The following is a 13,954-nucleotide window of genomic DNA, read 5'->3' on the forward strand; positions in this document are numbered from 1 at the left end:
TCGGGCCTGGCGAATGCGCCAGCGCCCGATTTTTTTGTGCCCGCAGACAAACCAGCGGCCTGTGATACCGCACGGCGTCCCGCAGTGAAACTCGTTTGAACTACGCCTCAACCTGCTCCGTCATCTGTACTGAGAGGCACGTAGTCGGGCACCCCTCGGGGCTTCCCGGTATCGAGTATTCATCACGGAGGCGATGGGCAGACATGACTATCCCGGACAACAACCCCGAGCGAGAAAACGGCACGGCGGGCCAGGCCCGACCCGAGGATCACCTGAACCACATCAAGGAGGACGTGAGCGAGGCCATCGGCAGCGCTCGTGAGCAGGCCGATGCGCATTTCGGCCAATACCGCGATACGGCAGCGGATCAGATCGATGCACTGGCGCGTGGTGCCAAGTCAGCCGTGTCGGAAATCGAAGCCAACGACACCCTGGGCCTGTCCCACTATTTGGCAGACATGGCCGATTCGATGAGCGGCCTGTCCAGCAAATTACGCCACATGAGCGCCGAGCAATTGCTGCACGATGGTTCTCGACTGGCTCGGGAAAACCCGGGTCTGTTCCTGGTCGGCAGCGTAGCGGTGGGGTTTGGCCTGTCGCGGTTTCTGAAGGCCGGCAGCTCGCCTGTCCCGGCCGAAGTAGTCGATCCCGCCGCCGGCCACTCAAGCCCGCCAAGCGGAGGATTTGCCGCCCGTGGACCCTTTGATCCGAACCCGGATCCTATCGCACCGGGCGTCAATTCTGCCGGCGGCCACGCCACCGCCAGCACTCCCGCTGCGTCCGGCACCCAGGACCAGCCCAGTGATGCCACTACCGGCTCGTTGCCCGGTTCGGCCAATACCCGAGGAGAATTGCAATGAACCGACCAGACCCAGATATTCAGCGTCCCGTCGGGACGTCGGTGCCCGATAACGATGCGTCAGTGATGGGGCTGTTAAAGCAATTGACCCATGAAGTCCCCTCGCTTTTTACCAAGGAGCTGGCACTGGCCAAGGCCGAATTCCAAGCGAGCCTGAACACTTTGAAAGCGGGTATCGCCGGGGTGGCCGGTGGCGCGATGGTGCTGCTGGCCGGTTTTATCATCTTGCTGATGGCGGTGGTCTATGGCTTGAGCACGATCATGCAGCCCTGGCTCGCGGCGTTGATCGTCGGCGCAGTGGTCATGATCATTGGTTTCATCATGGTGCAGTCGGGCAAGAAGCAATTCGAACCGTCCCACTTCAAGCCTGAGCGAACGCTCGATGCGTTGAACAAAGACCAGGAAGCCCTGCGGAGGAAAGTCTCATGAAGGATGAATTCAAAACCGAATCCCAGAAGAGCCCGGAAACCATCGAGCGCGAGATCGACGAGCAACGGGCCCACATCAGCCATATCGTCGACGCCCTGGGCAGCAAGTTCACGCCGGGGCAGATGCTCGACCAGGCGCTGACCCTGGCCAAAGGCAACGGGTCGCAGTTTTTTGGCAACCTGGGTACCACCGTGCGCAACAACCCAGTGCCCACCGTGCTGACCACCGTGGGGCTGTGCTGGCTGATGCTGGGTCAGAACCGTCCGCCACGGGTCGGTTATCGCGTCGGGCCGGACCAGGATGCCAGCGGCTGGAGCGAAGGGCTTGCCGGTGGCCTGGACAGTGCCAAGGAGCATCTGCACAGCACCACCGACTCGTTGCGCGACGGGTTTCATCATCTCAAGGACAAGGCTTCGCATCTGGCCGACGGTTTGGGCGCCAGCGCCAGCCATGCCCGGAGCAAAGCTCACGAGACGGGTGAGCGCGTGGCCCATGGCTCGCAGGACCTGGGTGATCAATTCAGCCGTCTGCTCAAGGAGCAACCGTTGATGATGGCGGCCGCGGGAATCGCGCTGGGCGCCATGCTCGGCGCCGCACTGCCCAGTACTGCCACTGAGCAGCGGGTGATGGGCAAGACCAGCGCCGATCTGGCCGACAAGGCCAGGCAAGCGGCACGCGAGGGGTATGCAACGGTGCGCGATAGCGTGAGCAAGACCACCGAGCATCGTGACGAAACTTCACCGCGTGCTCAGGCGCGTTCCGGTACGGACCTGTCTGAGGGGCTGGGCACGTCTTAAGTTGAACGCGGTCCACGGCGCAGGGCCGGCAACGCCTGCGCCGGGTGCCTGTCGAGCCTGACAGTAGCCAAAGTCCGGTGACCGGTATTTCATGGCTCCATCGTCAACGTTCCGGGGAGACTGCACATGAAGCACCGGGTCAGGTTTTCGGGCCATCTGATCTTCATCGGATTTGGCTCCATTACCCGGGCCACGCTGCCGCTGCTGTTGCGGCAGGATCACGTCCCGGTCAATCAGATCACGGTCATTGCGCCCGTGATCGAGAAAAATATCTGGTTCAAGGAGCGGGGCATTTGCTTTGTCCGCAAAGCGCTGACTGAACACACCTTCACGCAGACCCTGGACCGCTTCATCAAACCTGGCGACTTCATCGTCAACCTGTCGGTGGAAGTCAGTTCGCTGGCCCTGATGACTTATGCCTTCGGCAAGGGCGCGCTGTACCTGGATACCTGCATTGAGCCTTGGGCCGGCGGCTACGATGACCCTTCATTGGATTTATCGCATCGCACCAATTACGCGTTGCGCTACCAGATGCTGGGCCTGCGCAAAAAACTGGGCCATGGCCCGACCGCCGTCGTGGCCCATGGCGCCAACCCCGGTTTGATCACTCATCTGCTCAAGGCTGGCCTGGTGGAACTGGCCGTGCAATTGAACCATCGCTTGCCACAGAACCGCGAAGGCGTGGACTGGGCCAGGCTGTGCATGGAGACCGGCATCAAGGTGATTCATTTTGCCGAGCGCGACACTCAGCGCTCCAGCCGCCTCAAGCAGGACGATGAGTTCGTCAATACGTGGTCGGTGGAAGGCTTGATCAGCGAGGGCCACCAACCGGCCGAGTTGGGCTGGGGCACCCACGAGCGCACCTGGCCAACGTCTGCCAGGCGCCACCGCTTCGGCAGTCGCAATGCCATCTACCTCGAGCGCCCGAGCGCCACTGTGCCGGTCAAGACCTGGACACCGTTGGGCGGGCCGTGCCTGGGGCTGATGATCACCCATCACGAAACCGCCTCTACAGCGGATCTGCTAACACTCAAGGACCAGCAGAAACTGATCTATCGCCCCACACTGCATTACGCCTATCACCCGTGCAACGATGCTTTGCTGTCGATCCATGAGTTGATCGGTCGAGACTGGCAGAGCCAACAGCAGCAACGCATTCTCAACGGTGAAATCGACAGCATCGGAGCCGATGCGCTGGGCGTCTTGCTGATGGGGCATGAACTCAATGCCTACTGGTTCGGCTCGGTATTGACCATCGATGAAGCCCGGGCGCTCTTGCCCTTCAACAATGCCACCAGTTTGCAAGTGGCGGCGGGGGTTTTGTCGGGGATTGTCTGGGCGGTGGAAAACCCGGATCGCGGCATCGTCGAGCCAGAGCACATGGACTACGAACGTGTGCTGGAAGTGGCCAGGCCTTACCTCGGTACCTTGGTGGGCAAGCAGACCGACTGGAGACCGACCGGCGCGGTGCACACGTGTTCCCTGGACGGGGCGGCGGATGATTGGCAGTTCGAGCATTTCACGCGGTTTTGAGCCGCCATCGCGAGCAGGCTCGCTCCCACATGGGTTGTGTGTATTCCTTCTAAGCCCGTGTTCCTCGCGACCTATACTCAACCCCGTGGATGACTTGACCTCGGGATGGCGCAATCGTGCTGCGTTCACTGATGCTGGCCGTTTTGTTGGTTCTGGCGGGGTGCGCCACGTCGCCGCGCGAGCAGCAGGTCGCCACCGTGGCGGTTTCCCAGGATACCTGGCGGCAGGTTGACCGGCAGATCGTCGCCGCGTCGAAAAGCGCTATCGAACAGGCCGGGCTCTACGCTCGTGGTTCGATGGAGCATTGGCGCCGGCTCGTGTATGAACGGACCGAGATTCAATTCATCCCCTGGTTCAGCAGCTACTGGACCCAGGAATGGCTGGCGGTGAAGGTCAGTTGGTATGCCGCCAGTGCCGAAGGCGAAGAGGACTCCGCGGCCAGACGTCTGACCGTTTACCTGCAAGAGCAGTACCGCGAGCAGGTGCTGGCACCTGTGGCGGTGGAAATCGACCCCGAGGCGATCAGGGCCAACGCGACGGGCTACTACGTGCGCCTGCTCAATCAACAGGTCCAAGTGATTGCCCGCCAGCACCGAATCCCGCCGGAGCTGATGAGTCGGCGCCTGCACGGCATTCCTGCCATCAGCCTGGGGCCGCCAGCGGCGCGTAACGCTTCGTTGTATGAGATGGCGCATACCGAGCCCCTCAATACATTGCCGGCGTACGCCGCGCTGATCGACCACGTCAACAAAGCCGCTGTGACAGGTTCGGGGCCATCGGATGCGGTGATCGCCACGGTGGCACAACGCACCAGTGAAAAAATCGAAGCGCAATTTGCCACGCGAGGTGCGGCCGGGGCGGCGGCGGCCGTGGCCGGGAAAGCGGCGGGGGCGTTGATCTCAGTTGGCGTGGCGGGGATTCGCGCGATCATTCATGAGGGCGAGCGTCCGGAAATGGAGACTCAAATCCGCAAGAGCCTCAGCGCAGCGTTCGACGAAGCCTGGTTCCAGTCGCTCAAGCATCCCCTCAGCGGGGTGATGGCACCGGTGTACTACCTGGCCGAGGAAATCGAAGGCAGCCTGGTGGCGGCGGACCTGGCCAATCGCGCGGTGGAGTTGCCAGCCATCAAACCGTGACGGACGGTTCATTCTGCCCCGAGGGTGACGCGGCAACCCTTGCGATGACGGATCTGTTCGTCCGAGGGCCGCTCCTTGATGAATTCGAAGCGCGGCTCTCCTTCGCTGTAGATCACCAGCCAGCCCCATTCCAGCTCACTTTCATCTTGACCGGGTCTGGGGGGCGAGGCCCACCAGGGTTCCTTCTGCATGATCTGTCGCATCGATGTCTCCTGCCGATTGATCCCTTCAACTATAGACCGCTCGATTGGATGACAAGCGCCCATGAAATCTCTTGAATTCTGTGGGAGCAAGGCTTGCCCGCGAAGCAGGCGATTCGGTTCCAGAAAGACCGCGTGAGCTTGATCGCGAGCAAGCTTTGCTCCCACGGATCGCCTCGCAACAGATGTTGCTGGTCTATTGAGTGTGCTCTGATCGCACCCATCAGCGTCTAGCGTCTGTATCCCCGCACTCGAACGGGGAATGATTGGACCCATGCGCATATGCAAGCATTGTTGAACGAGATCCTCGATGCGGTTCGCCCCCTGATCGGTCAGGGCAAGGTGGCCGACTACATTCCCGCCCTTGGCACCGTTGCGGCCAACCAGTTGGGCATTGCCGTCTACGGCAACGATGGCGAAATGTATTGCTCAGGCGACGCTGAAACGCCGTTTTCGGTGCAGAGTATTTCCAAGGTTTTCAGCCTGGTGCAGGCCATCGGCCATTCCGGGGAGGCAATCTGGGAGCGACTGGGCCATGAGCCCTCCGGCCAGCCCTTCAATTCCCTGGTGCAGCTGGAATTCGAACGCGGTCGGCCGCGCAACCCGTTCATCAACGCCGGCGCCTTGGTGATCTGCGACATCAATCAGTCGCGTTTTGCCGCACCAGCGCTTTCGATGCGTGATTTCGTACGGCGCCTGTCGGGCAATCCACAGGTCATGGTGGACGGCAAGGTCGCTGAGTCGGAATACCAGCACCGCGCCCGCAATGCGGCGATGGCCTACCTGATGCAGTCCTTCGGTAATTTTCATAACGACGTGGAAGCGGTGCTGCGCAGCTATTTCAGTCACTGCGCGTTGCGCATGAGCTGCATCGATCTGGCCCGGGCGTTCTGCTTCCTGGCCAACGACGGCTTCTGCAAGCACAGTGGCGAACAGATCCTGAGCGCCCGCCAGACCCAGCAGGTCAACTCCATCATGGCCACCAGCGGGCTGTACGATGAAGCCGGCAATTTTGCCTATCGCGTTGGCCTACCGGGCAAGAGCGGGGTGGGCGGCGGGATTGTTGCCGTGGTGCCGGGGCGTTTCACGGTGTGCGTCTGGTCGCCGGAACTCAATGTCGCGGGCAATTCCCTAGCAGGCATGGCGGCGCTGGAATTGCTCAGCCAACGAATCGGCTGGTCGGTGTTCTAACGCCCAAAAAAAGGCCCGTTCCAATCAGGAACGGGCCCTTTGTTTTAAGCGCGATCAGCAGAGGCGGTCGATGACCCGAACTTCAGAGGTGTTCTGCATCGACTGCCACGCCTGGGTCAGCGTTTGCAGCACGCGACCCATGAAGTCTTTGTCGGCCGCGGCCTTCTTGCCGACGTAGCCCTGGCCACGACGGTACATCTTCAACCGGGCACACAGGTCCTGCTGATTCTTCTCGAATTCGTCTTCCTGGGTGAACGGCGACAGGCAGTCCATATGGACCTGGCCATTCTTGCTGATCCACAGGATATGGCTGTCCAGGGTGTCTTTGTGTGCTGCGAACATGCGAGCCAGTTCATCAATAGATGGTTGATTATTCAGATTCATGTGTAAGCCCCTTGACCATTTGGTTGATCTGTCTGGTGGTTCGCAAAAACTTCGCTTCTTTCGGTAAGTGCCTGTCCAGTGCTGCATGGCTAGCACCGAAACCAGGCCGTCAGCACCCGGCCGTCTGACTTCGACGGGGTCGTGCATCGGTTGTGTAGTGTTATCGAAGGGCTGCTACGCAAATGCGCTACAACGAAGAGAAACAGCGAAGAACCTTCAGGCATTGTCAACTTTCGAGGGTCGACCACGCGCGTCATGAGGATCGTCGCCGACGTTTCTCGTCCTTGTCACCGGACGGTCATGCCAGGTCAGCACCTTCAATCTGCCTTGTGGGCAGTCCCTTATCCAAAAAACAGCTCGGCGGTCAGACGAGCTTGCTCAAGCATTTACCTGTACTCCCGATCGGGGAGACGTCTGCATCATGCAAGGCCAAATCGGAGGCGTCAACGGTTTTGTAGTGATTATTTTTGGTCACTACATATTGTCGGACAAAATGGTTTTGTTATGAAAATTCTGGATCAGGGCAGATATCCCTGTGGGAGCGAGCCTGCTCGCGATGGCGGTGTATCAGTCGGTATCCATGGTGACTATCATAACGCTATCGCGAGCAGGCTCGCTCCCACAGGGCGACGCGTCGAACATGTATTTATCAGGTCGTCTTGGCTTTGCTCGCCTTGCGAGGTGTACCGCTGGCCTTGCGCTTGGCCGGCTTGCGTTTGCTTTTCCATGGGGTGGCTCCACGGCCGGCAGGGCTGGCCGGGCCGTTGATGGTCAGGCTCATGCCCTGGCAGCGGGCGATGTGCTTGCTCATCCAGGCGGCCTGGCGGGTCACGAACTCTTCCAGGCTCATCTCTCCGCTTTGCACCATGTCCAGCGCCTGCTCCCAGATGGCGGTAGTGCCTGGATCGGCGATGGCGCGGGGCACCGCATCGATCAGGCTGAAGGCCGCCGGTGTGGCGGACAGGGCCTTGCCGTTTTTCACCAGGTAACCGCGGTCGAGCAGGCCCTGGATGATCGAGGCCCGGGTCGCTTCGGTGCCGATGCCGGTGGTGTCCTTGAGCTTTTGCTTGAGCTGCGGATCCTCCACCAGCCGGGCAACGTTCTTCATCGCCTTGATCAGGTCGCCCTCGGTGAACGGTTTGGGGGGCTGGGTCCACAGGTCCTTGAGTTTGACCTCGTCCACGGCGCAGTCGCGACCTTCGACCAGGGCCGGCAAGGTTTGTGGTGCCGGTGCTTCACGGCCTCGTGCCGGAGCCAGCGCTTCGGGCAGGGCGCGTTTCCAGCCGGGTTCGACGATTTGCTTGCCAACGGCCCGCAATGCCTGGGCGGCGCAGTCGAAGTCGGCCTGGGTCCGGTCGTATTCGTGGTTGGGCAGGAACTGCGCCAGATATCGCGCCCGTATCAGCGTATAGACGGCCCGCTGCTTGCCGGCGAGCTTGTCGAGGTTCTTCGCCGCAGCGGTAGGGATGATGCCGTGGTGGGCGCTGACCTTGGCGTCGTTCCAGGCCCGGGATTTGCGTTGGGGCTGCAAGTGCTCGCGCAGCGGCGCCAGACCCGGGTCGGCCTGGGCGAGGGCGGCGAGGATGGCCGCAGCTTCGCTGTGCTGGCTCAAAGGCAGGAAACCGCAATCGCTGCGCGGATAGGTAATGAGCTTGTAGGTCTCATAGAGCGACTGGGCAATGTCCAGGGTTTCCTGGGCGCCGAGGCCGAGTTTCTTCGAGCAGACTTCCTGCAGGGTGCCCAGGTCGAACGGCAACGGCGCCGCTTCGCGCAAGCGCTCGGTGCGCACTTTCATCACCCGGGCGGTGGCAGCGTTGCCCATGGCTTGGGCGGCGTCCTGGGCGAGGGCCTGGTTCAAACAACGTTCCTGATCGTCGCAGGCATCCGGGTCGGCGCGCCACTGGGCGGTGAACACAGTGCCGTCGTGGCGCAGTTGCACGTCGATGGCCCAATAGGCGACCGGTACGAAATCCGCGATGCTGCGGTCGCGATCCACCACCAGGCGCAGGGTGGGGGTCTGCACGCGGCCCACCGGCAGCACGCCCTGATAACCGGACTGACGCCCCAGCAGCGTGAACAGGCGGCTCATGTTCATGCCGATCAGCCAGTCGGCCCGGGAGCGGCCGAGGGCCGAATGGTAGAGGTTGAAGGTTTCGGCGCCCGGCTTGAGTGCGGCCAGGGCCTTGCGGATCGACGCTTCGTCCAGGGCCGACAGCCATAGACGCTGGATCGGCCCACGGTAGCGGCAATGCTCCACCAGTTCCCGGGCAATCATTTCGCCTTCACGGTCGGCGTCGGTGGCGATGACCAGCGTCTTGGCTTCCCCCAACAGGCGCTTGACCGCCTTGTACTGGCCCGCGGTTTTCGGCTTGACCGTCATTTTCCACTGCGTCGGCACGATAGGCAGGTCTGCCAGTACCCAGCGCTTGTAGCGGGCATCGTAGGCGTCGGGCGGGGCGGTCTCCAGCAGATGGCCGATGCACCAGGTGACTGTGATGTTCGCGCCCAGCCAGCAACCGTCACCGCGGCGCGTGGCACCGAGCACGGCAGCGATGTCTTTGGCCTGGGACGGTTTTTCACACAGGTACAGCTGCATAGCGCCCTTTTCCTAAGCAGATTTCATGGGGCTGTAGCATGGTCATGGATGGGCGTCGGAGCAAGTTTTATCTGTATGGATATACAGATAAAACGTTGCGATGCGTTGCTCCAGGGCGGTTATCGCAACGTTTGGCGGTGTATTTGCACGCAGAATGAATTTCTCGCAAGGGCATCGCTCATAACTTGCAGAGCGGTTGAAACCGCAAAGAACGTTTATGGGGTCAAGGAGAGTCACTTACATGAATTCGATGCCAAAGGGCAACGGACAGGCGGCCGCGCGTTTGATTCTCGTCGTTGAAGATGATCAGACCATTCTGGAGTTCCTGTGTGAGATCCTGCAAGACGAGGGCTTTGCCGTGGAGCCCCGGGAAAGCGCCGACGCGGCGCTGGAATTCCTCAAGCAGAGCGCTGACGATGTGGACTTGTTACTCACCGATATCACCATGCCCGGCAAACTGAACGGCGCGGACCTGGCCAATTTGACCGGCGACCGGTGGCCACAGATACCCTTGTTGATCATGTCCGGTTTCGAAACCCCGGAAAGCGCCGGGATCAAGCATCACGCCTCGTTCATCGCCAAGCCCTGGGCGCTGGGGCAGATGCTGGATCTGGTGGAGAGCACGGTGAAAAATCACTCTGTGCACTGAGCAATGCCAAGAGGGTGAGGTGGCAGGCCTGGGACTGTGCAGGTTTGGGTTGCAAGCGGCGATGCGCTCCATGACAATGCGAGTCATTATCAGTCGCGAATTATTCCATTGCCATGCCCGCCAACGATCTGTCCTTACGCAGTGCCGTCGACGTTCTGTACAGTGATCATCACAGTTGGCTCCAAGGCTGGCTGCGCAAGCGTTTGGGCAATGCTTTCGATGCCGCGGACCTGACCCAGGATACCTTCGTGCGCGTCATCAAGGCTCGCTCCGCGTTGGATATTCGTGAGCCGCGACCGTACCTGTCGATGATCGCCAAGGGGCTGTTGATCGATCTGTTTCGCCGCCGTTCGTTGGAACAGTCCTACCTCGAAGCCTTGGCCGCCATGCCGCAAGAGCAGCACCCGTCGCTGGAAGAACAGGCCATCCTGCTCCAGGCCCTGATGGAGATCGACCGCTTGCTGCTGGGGTTGGGGCCGCGAGTCAGGCAGGCGTTCATCCTGTCGCAGTTCGACGGCCTGACCTACCCGCAAATTGCCGAGCGCCTGGGCGTCAGCGTACGTACGGTGAATAACCACATGGCCAAGGCCATGGAACATTGCTGCCTGATGCAGATTCAATTGCAACTTTCATGAACCTGCCAGCCGAAGAGTTGCAAGCCATCCGTGTGGCGGCGCAGTGGTACGCCCGGCTTCATTCCGGCATCACGACCGACGCGGATCGAGCCGGGTGGAATGCCTGGCTGAGCGCAGACCCGCTGCATAGCCAGGCCTGGCAACGAATGACAGCGGTGGCTGAACAGATGGCGAGTGTGCCGGGCCCCCTGGCGGCACCGACCTTGAGCGAACGCCACAATCGATCCCGTCGCCAGGTATTGCGCAGCGCCTTGTTGCTGACGTCCGCCAGCGGCCTGGGTTGGTTGGGCTGGCGCAGCCAGGCTACGCAGAACCTGCTTTGCGATTACCGCACCGCAGTGGGCGAGCGCCGCGAGTTTCAGCTGGCGGACGGCAGCACCGTGCTGCTCAACACCGACACCTCGGTCAATGTTCGTTTCGATGGGCGCCAGCGGCTACTGGAGCTGTTGTGGGGGGAGATCCTCGTCACGACGGCGATCGATCCCTTGCAGCGGCCTTTCAAGGTCATCACCGGTCATGTCGAAGTGCTTGCGCTGGGCACGCGTTTTATCGTCCGAGGCCAGGCGCGGGGCGGTGAGGTGGCGGTGCTTGAAAAAGCGGTCGAGGTGAGTCTCCCGACGATTGGCTCGAGGATGCGCGTCGAAGCCGGCCAGCGCCTGGATTTCAATGACCGGTCGCTGGGTACGCTGCGCGGCAACGATGTGTCGGTCGGTGCCTGGCAGAAGGGAAGCATCATCGCCATTGACCGTCCTCTGGCGGTGCTGCTGGATGAACTGTCGCGTTACCGCAACGGCGTGTTGCGTTGTGATCCGGCCATTGCCGACTTGAAGGTTTCCGGCGTGTTTCCCGTCGATAACACCGATCTCGCCCTGGCGGCGCTGGAGAGTGGCTTTTCGTTACGCGTGACCCGCTACAGCCGATTTTGGGTCCGGGTATCGAGCGGCGATCAGCGCTGACGTGGCGGCGCGATAAAAAAGAACACTGTCCTGCACTTTTTATCTCCATCGTTCGGCTCTTCCTCAGTGAGTTTTTATCGACCGTTTGGGGGAGGGGAAGCATGTCTTGGGTAAGCGCGCCAGGTCGTCTGGTGTTTGCAGTGAAAATCGGCTTGCTGGCAGCCGTGACCGGCAGCGTCGGGGTCGTGAATGCCAGTCCGGCTCCAGGTGCCTCGGCGCAGCAGCGTTCGGTGCAGGCCTACGATATCGGGGCCGGCAGCCTGGTGGATGTCCTGACCCGGTTCTCCAGTGCCGCCGGTGTCGCCATTTCGTTTGATGCCCGGCAACTCCAGGGCCTGCAATCGCCCGGCCTGAGAGGTTCGTTCGGCGTGGGCGATGGATTTGCCCGCATTCTTGGCGGTAGCGGCCTGCAAGCCGACCGCCAGGCCAACGGCACGTACGTGCTGCGCTCCGTGCCCGCCAACGGTTCGGCCATGCAACTGGGAGCAACCACCATCGAGGCGCAGATGCTCGGAGCGACCACCGAGAACAGTGGCTCCTACACGACGGGGGCGGTCACGATCGGCAAAGGCGAGCACTCCCTGCGCGAGACGCCGCAATCGGTGACAGTGATCACTCGCAAGATGCTCGATGACCAGAACCTGAACACCATTGATCAAGTGATGGAAAAAACGCCCGGCATTACCGTCTACGACTCGACCATGGGCGGCAAATATTTCTACTCCCGTGGGTTCCGGATGTCCGGTCAGTATCAATACGACGGTGTTCCGCTGGACATGGGCAACAGCTATGTCCAGGCCGACAGTTTCAGCAGTGACATGGCGTATTACGATCGGGTCGAAGTCCTGCGCGGTGCCGCCGGGATGATGAAGGGCGCCGGCGGCACGTCCGGTGGCGTCAATTTCGTCCGTAAACGCGGCCAGGCCACGGCCCAGACCGAACTCAGCCTCTCGGGCGGCACCTGGGACAACTACCGCGGGCAGGTCGATACCGGTGGCCCGCTGAATGATTCCGGCACCCTGCGGGGCAGGGCGGTGATCGCCGAACAGAGCCGGCATTATTTCTACGACGATGCTCGGCGCAAGGACCAGATTTACTACGGTGCCCTGGACTTCGACCTGACGCCCGACACCACCCTCGGCCTGGGCCTGGCCTATGAGGATGTCGATGCGAGTCCTTGCTGGGGCGGGCAGCCGCGCTACAGGGATGGCAGCGATTTGAAACTCAGTCGCTCTACTTGCCTGGATCCGTCGTGGAACACTTGGCGTAGCCAGCGGACCACGGTGTTCAGCGATCTCAAGCATCAACTCAATGACGACTGGGCCGTGAAGGTGGCCGGTGTCTATACGAAAAACACCCAGGACATCAAATACGCCTTTGCATCCGGCTCGGTGACGCCGGGTGTCTCGACCACCAATGTGCTGGGCAGCATGTACGACTATGACCAGGTCGATTACGGCCTCGACGCCTATCTGGACGGCAAGTTCGACGCCCTCGGGCAGCAGCATGAATTGATCGTCGGCTTCAACGCCAGCCGTTCGGACAAGGACGATTTTTTCTCGGTCGCCTTCCTGCCGCAGCAACAGAACGTATTCGATCCGGATCGACACATTCCGGAACCGGATGACAGTTACTTCATCGAGAACTCAACGCGCGGTGGCCCGGTGAAAACCGTCACCCGGCAACAAGGCCTGTATTCGACCCTGCGCCTGAAACTGGCGGACCCGTTGACGTTTGTCGTGGGCAGCCGGGTGAGTTGGTACAACTCCAAGACCGACTCGGTGTTCCTCACCGGCGGTTCGGAACACGCCAAGAGCACGGAGACAGGCCAGGTCACCCCGTTTGCCGCCGTGTTGCTGGATCTCAACGAACACCTGACGGCCTACGCCAGTTACTCGGACATTTTCACGCCCCAAGGCAACTACCGTTCCGAAAGCGGTTCGGCACTCAAGCCCCTGGTGGGTGAAAGCTATGAGCTGGGGATCAAGGGCGAATGGTTCGAGGGACGCCTGAACAGCGCCTTCAACCTGTTCCGCACGTTGCAGAAAGACCAGGCCCAGACCGACTACAACTCAAGCTGTGCGTCCTCGGACGGTTACTGCTACGAGAACGCCGGCAAGGTTCGCGCCCAGGGTTTCGAAGCCGAGATCAGCGGTGAAGTCATCGAGCGCCTGCAACTGCTTGCCGGTTACACCTACACCCAGACCAAGACCCTGAACGACATTGATACCAGCCTCAACGGCGGCTCGTTCAACAGCTATGTGCCGCGTCATGTGCTGCGTCTGTGGGGCGATTATGCCCTGGGTGGGGCGTTCGAACGGTTCAGCGTCGGTGCGGGGGTCAATGCCCAAAGCGACAATTTCCGGGTATCGCCGGCGACGGGGGAGAAGATCACCCAGGCCGGTTATGCCGTGTGGAATGGTCGCGTCGGCTACCGCATTGATGACACCTGGTCGCTGGCCCTCAACGGCAACAACCTGTTCGACAAGCGCTACTACAGCACCATCGGGACCGAGAGCTTCGGTAACTATTACGGTGAGCCGCGCAACCTCACCATGACTCTGAAGGCGCACTTCTGATCCGCTGGCG

Annotated in this window: 13 protein-coding genes; 10 read left to right on the forward strand and 3 right to left on the reverse strand. The window is 61.1% G+C overall.

Annotation, left to right across the window (positions count from 1 at the left end; all coding sequences use genetic code 11):
* Nucleotides 1-203: 203 nt before the first annotated feature.
* The 5 genes from BW979_RS13625 (at nucleotide 204) to BW979_RS13645 (ending at nucleotide 4,754) form a co-directional block, all read left to right on the forward strand.
* On the forward strand, nucleotides 204-860 hold the full coding sequence (locus tag BW979_RS13625) for a hypothetical protein (RefSeq protein WP_076384019.1): 657 nt from the start codon (nucleotides 204-206) through the stop codon (nucleotides 858-860).
* Nucleotides 857-1,288 (forward strand): phage holin family protein, encoded by a 432-nt coding sequence (locus BW979_RS13630; RefSeq protein WP_076384020.1) that lies wholly within the window; start codon nucleotides 857-859, stop codon nucleotides 1,286-1,288. Before BW979_RS13625 ends, BW979_RS13630 begins: the two co-directional genes overlap by 4 nt.
* Complete coding sequence (locus tag BW979_RS13635) at nucleotides 1,285-2,085, forward strand: DUF3618 domain-containing protein (protein WP_047227789.1); 801 nt, start codon at nucleotides 1,285-1,287, stop codon at nucleotides 2,083-2,085. The genes BW979_RS13630 and BW979_RS13635 overlap by 4 nt, the downstream gene beginning before the upstream one ends.
* A 126-nt stretch (nucleotides 2,086-2,211) precedes the next feature.
* The gene (locus BW979_RS13640; RefSeq protein ID WP_076384021.1) at nucleotides 2,212-3,618 is read left to right on the forward strand and encodes a saccharopine dehydrogenase C-terminal domain-containing protein; all 1,407 of its coding nucleotides are present in this window, start codon (nucleotides 2,212-2,214) and stop codon (nucleotides 3,616-3,618) included.
* Between the two features lie 116 nt (nucleotides 3,619-3,734).
* Nucleotides 3,735-4,754, forward strand: a complete 1,020-nt coding sequence (locus tag BW979_RS13645) for a hypothetical protein (RefSeq protein WP_076384022.1) — start codon at nucleotides 3,735-3,737, stop codon at nucleotides 4,752-4,754.
* An 8-nt stretch (nucleotides 4,755-4,762) separates the two neighbouring features.
* Here the strand turns inward: BW979_RS13645 and BW979_RS13650 are convergent, their stop codons facing one another.
* Entirely contained in the window at nucleotides 4,763-4,957 is a 195-nt protein-coding gene (locus BW979_RS13650; protein WP_047227792.1) for a hypothetical protein, read from the reverse strand.
* 279 nt (nucleotides 4,958-5,236) lie between these two features.
* Here BW979_RS13650 and glsB point away from each other — a divergent pair, with 279 nt between their 5' ends.
* On the forward strand, nucleotides 5,237-6,145 hold the full coding sequence (gene glsB, locus BW979_RS13655) for a glutaminase B (protein WP_047227793.1): 909 nt from the start codon (nucleotides 5,237-5,239) through the stop codon (nucleotides 6,143-6,145).
* Nucleotides 6,146-6,199: 54 nt separating this feature from the next.
* Here the strand turns inward: glsB and BW979_RS13660 are convergent, their stop codons facing one another.
* Both BW979_RS13660 and BW979_RS13665 read right to left on the reverse strand, forming a co-directional pair.
* Entirely contained in the window at nucleotides 6,200-6,529 is a 330-nt protein-coding gene (locus BW979_RS13660) for a hypothetical protein (protein ID WP_047227794.1), read from the reverse strand.
* A gap of 649 nt (nucleotides 6,530-7,178) precedes the next feature.
* Nucleotides 7,179-9,125, reverse strand: coding sequence for a DNA topoisomerase III (locus tag BW979_RS13665; RefSeq protein WP_076384023.1), 1,947 nt, complete (start codon nucleotides 9,123-9,125; stop codon nucleotides 7,179-7,181).
* Between the two features lie 241 nt (nucleotides 9,126-9,366).
* On the opposite strand from BW979_RS13665, the gene BW979_RS13670 reads away from it, so the two are divergent.
* The 4 genes from BW979_RS13670 (at nucleotide 9,367) to BW979_RS13685 (ending at nucleotide 13,944) form a co-directional block, all read left to right on the forward strand.
* The gene (locus BW979_RS13670; protein ID WP_047227796.1) at nucleotides 9,367-9,774 is read left to right on the forward strand and encodes a response regulator; all 408 of its coding nucleotides are present in this window, start codon (nucleotides 9,367-9,369) and stop codon (nucleotides 9,772-9,774) included.
* 113 nt (nucleotides 9,775-9,887) lie between these two features.
* Nucleotides 9,888-10,409 carry a sigma-70 family RNA polymerase sigma factor gene (locus BW979_RS13675; protein WP_047227797.1) on the forward strand — a complete coding sequence of 174 codons (522 nt, stop codon included), beginning with the start codon at nucleotides 9,888-9,890 and terminating at the stop codon, nucleotides 10,407-10,409.
* Complete coding sequence (locus BW979_RS13680) at nucleotides 10,406-11,365, forward strand: FecR domain-containing protein (RefSeq protein ID WP_076384024.1); 960 nt, start codon at nucleotides 10,406-10,408, stop codon at nucleotides 11,363-11,365. The genes BW979_RS13675 and BW979_RS13680 overlap by 4 nt, the downstream gene beginning before the upstream one ends.
* Before the next feature lie 101 nt (nucleotides 11,366-11,466).
* Complete coding sequence (locus BW979_RS13685; protein ID WP_047227799.1) at nucleotides 11,467-13,944, forward strand: TonB-dependent siderophore receptor; 2,478 nt, start codon at nucleotides 11,467-11,469, stop codon at nucleotides 13,942-13,944.
* The last annotated feature ends 10 nt before the right edge of the window (nucleotides 13,945-13,954 follow it).

This window comes from Pseudomonas sp. A214 (assembly GCF_900156295.1).
Classification (GTDB): Bacteria; Pseudomonadota; Gammaproteobacteria; order Pseudomonadales; family Pseudomonadaceae; genus Aquipseudomonas; species Aquipseudomonas rhizophila.

What these genes read in the sequence shown, in the direction of transcription:
- BW979_RS13665 (WP_076384023.1), bottom strand. Translation starts at nt 9,125, where the DNA reads ATGCAGCTGTACCTGTGTGAAAAACCGTCCCAGGCCAAAGACATCGCT.
- BW979_RS13680 (WP_076384024.1), top strand. Translation starts at nt 10,406, where the DNA reads ATGAACCTGCCAGCCGAAGAGTTGCAAGCCATCCGTGTGGCGGCGCAG.
- glsB (WP_047227793.1), top strand. Translation starts at nt 5,237, where the DNA reads ATGCAAGCATTGTTGAACGAGATCCTCGATGCGGTTCGCCCCCTGATC.
- BW979_RS13685 (WP_047227799.1), top strand. Translation starts at nt 11,467, where the DNA reads ATGTCTTGGGTAAGCGCGCCAGGTCGTCTGGTGTTTGCAGTGAAAATC.
- BW979_RS13675 (WP_047227797.1), top strand. Translation starts at nt 9,888, where the DNA reads ATGCCCGCCAACGATCTGTCCTTACGCAGTGCCGTCGACGTTCTGTAC.
- BW979_RS13670 (WP_047227796.1), top strand. Translation starts at nt 9,367, where the DNA reads ATGAATTCGATGCCAAAGGGCAACGGACAGGCGGCCGCGCGTTTGATT.
- BW979_RS13630 (WP_076384020.1), top strand. Translation starts at nt 857, where the DNA reads ATGAACCGACCAGACCCAGATATTCAGCGTCCCGTCGGGACGTCGGTG.
- BW979_RS13640 (WP_076384021.1), top strand. Translation starts at nt 2,212, where the DNA reads ATGAAGCACCGGGTCAGGTTTTCGGGCCATCTGATCTTCATCGGATTT.
- BW979_RS13650 (WP_047227792.1), bottom strand. Translation starts at nt 4,957, where the DNA reads ATGCGACAGATCATGCAGAAGGAACCCTGGTGGGCCTCGCCCCCCAGA.
- BW979_RS13660 (WP_047227794.1), bottom strand. Translation starts at nt 6,529, where the DNA reads ATGAATCTGAATAATCAACCATCTATTGATGAACTGGCTCGCATGTTC.
- BW979_RS13625 (WP_076384019.1), top strand. Translation starts at nt 204, where the DNA reads ATGACTATCCCGGACAACAACCCCGAGCGAGAAAACGGCACGGCGGGC.
- BW979_RS13635 (WP_047227789.1), top strand. Translation starts at nt 1,285, where the DNA reads ATGAAGGATGAATTCAAAACCGAATCCCAGAAGAGCCCGGAAACCATC.